The sequence below is a fragment of the Pseudomonas sp. NPDC087358 genome, from assembly GCF_044900785.1.
Taxonomy (GTDB): Bacteria; Pseudomonadota; Gammaproteobacteria; order Pseudomonadales; family Pseudomonadaceae; genus Aquipseudomonas.
This window is the reverse complement of sequence record NZ_JBJDOA010000007.1, coordinates 1-1,934: the sequence shown is the minus strand read 5'-3', so window position 1 is coordinate 1,934 and position 1,934 is coordinate 1. Positions and strand designations below refer to the sequence as shown.

Annotated in this window: 1 protein-coding gene and 2 pseudogenes; all 3 read right to left on the bottom strand. The window is 56.3% G+C overall.

Annotated elements, in window-relative coordinates; translation table 11 throughout:
- Positions 1–761: pseudogene (locus ACI2KS_RS17160) on the bottom strand (F0F1 ATP synthase subunit beta); the annotation flags it as partial.
- A 28-nt stretch (positions 762–789) separates the two neighbouring features.
- Complete coding sequence (atpG, locus tag ACI2KS_RS17155; RefSeq protein WP_404622191.1) at positions 790–1,650, bottom strand: F0F1 ATP synthase subunit gamma; 861 nt, start codon at positions 1,648–1,650, stop codon at positions 790–792.
- 50 nt (positions 1,651–1,700) lie between these two features.
- Positions 1,701–1,934: pseudogene (locus tag ACI2KS_RS17150) on the bottom strand (F0F1 ATP synthase subunit alpha); the annotation flags it as partial.

Below are 1,934 nucleotides of genomic sequence, written 5' to 3'. Positions count from 1 at the left end.
GATACTTCAGTACCGGCCAGGGTGTAACGATAGATGTTGTCGACGAACAACAGAACGTCGTTACCTTCGTCACGGAATTTCTCGGCCATGGTCAGACCGGTCAGAGCGACGCGCAGACGGTTTCCCGGCGGCTCGTTCATCTGGCCGTATACCAGTGCCACTTTGTCCAGAACGTTGGAGTCCTTCATCTCGTGGTAGAAGTCATTACCCTCACGAGTACGCTCACCCACACCTGCGAACACGGAATAACCGCTGTGCTCGATGGCGATGTTACGGATCAGTTCCATAATTTTTACGGTCTTGCCGACACCGGCACCACCGAACAGACCGACTTTACCGCCCTTGGCAAACGGGCAAACCAGGTCGATAACCTTGATGCCGGTTTCCAGCAGGTCGTTGCCGCCTGCCTGATCAGCGAACGAAGGCGCTGGACGGTGAATGCCCCAACGCTCTTCGGTGTCGATCGGACCTGCTTCGTCGATCGGGTTGCCGAGGACGTCCATGATCCGGCCCAGGGTCGCTTTACCGACCGGTACGGAGATGGCTGCACCGGTGTCGACAACGTCCAGACCGCGCTTCAAGCCTTCGGTGGAACCCATCGCAATGGTACGAACTACGCCGTCGCCCAGCTGTTGCTGAACTTCCAGGGTAGTTTCCGCGCCTTGTACTTTCAGCGCGTTGTAGATGCTCGGTACGCTGTCGCGTGGAAATTCCACGTCGATCACGGCGCCGATGATTTGAACGATACGTCCGCTACTCATTAGCTGGATCCTCTGAATATTTGAACCGTTAAACCGCGGCAGCGCCGCCGACGATTTCCGAGATCTCTTGGGTGATCGCTGCCTGACGCGCCTTGTTGTAGATCAGCTGCAAATCGCTGATCAGGTCACCGGCGTTATCAGTGGCGTTCTTCATCGCGATCATCCGCGCGGCTTGTTCAGCTGCGTTGTTCTCGACCACCGCCTGGTAGACCTGCGACTCCACGTAACGGACCATCAAGCCGTCCAGCAGCTCTTTGGCGTCGGGTTCGTACAGGTAATCCCAGTGGTGCTTGAGTTCTTGATCCTGGGTGGCGACCAACGGAATCAACTGCTCGACCGTTGGTTGCTGAGTCATGGTGTTGATGAACTTGTTGGATACCACGGACAGGCGGTCAATACGGCCCTCCAGGTAGGCATCCAGCATCACCTTGACGCTGCCGATCAAATCGTTGATCGACGGCTCTTCGCCCAAGTGGCTGATCGCAGCGACGACGTTACCGCCGAAGTTGCGGAAAAACGCCGCACCTTTGCTGCCGACCACGCACAGATCGATCTCTACGCCGTTTTCACGGTTCTTCGCCATGTCCTTGACCAAAGCCTTGAACAGGTTGGTATTCAAGCCACCACACAGACCACGGTCACTGCTCACTACGACATAACCGACGCGCTTTACTTCGCGATCGATCATGAACGGGTGGCGGTATTCCGGGTTAGCGTTGGCAAGATGACCAATCACCTGACGGATGCGCTCCGCGTAAGGACGGCTAGCAGCCATGCGCATTTGAGCCTTGCGCATTTTACTGACCGCCACTTTTTCCATGGCGCTGGTGATCTTTTGCGTGCTTTTGATGCTCGCAATCTTGCTGCGAATGTCTTTTGCGCCTGCCATGTAACACCTATCAGGTTAGCAAGCGGGAGCCTCGCGACTCCCGCTGCGGCTTACCAGGTTTGGGTGGCCTTGAACTTCTCGATACCGGCTTTGAGGCCAGAATCGATTTCGTCATTGAAGTCACCCTTCACGTTGATCTTCGCCATCAAATCGGCGTGATCGCGGTTGAAGTAAGCAATCAGCGCTTGTTCAAAGCTGCCGACCTTGGCGATTTCGACGTCAGTCAGGAACCCACGCTCAGCGGCATCCAGCGACAGCGACATGTCGGCGATCGACATTGGCGC

Coding starts and splice junctions, on each gene's coding strand:
- atpG (WP_404622191.1), bottom strand. CDS start 1,650: ATGGCAGGCGCAAAAGACATTCGCAGCAAGATTGCGAGCATCAAAAGC.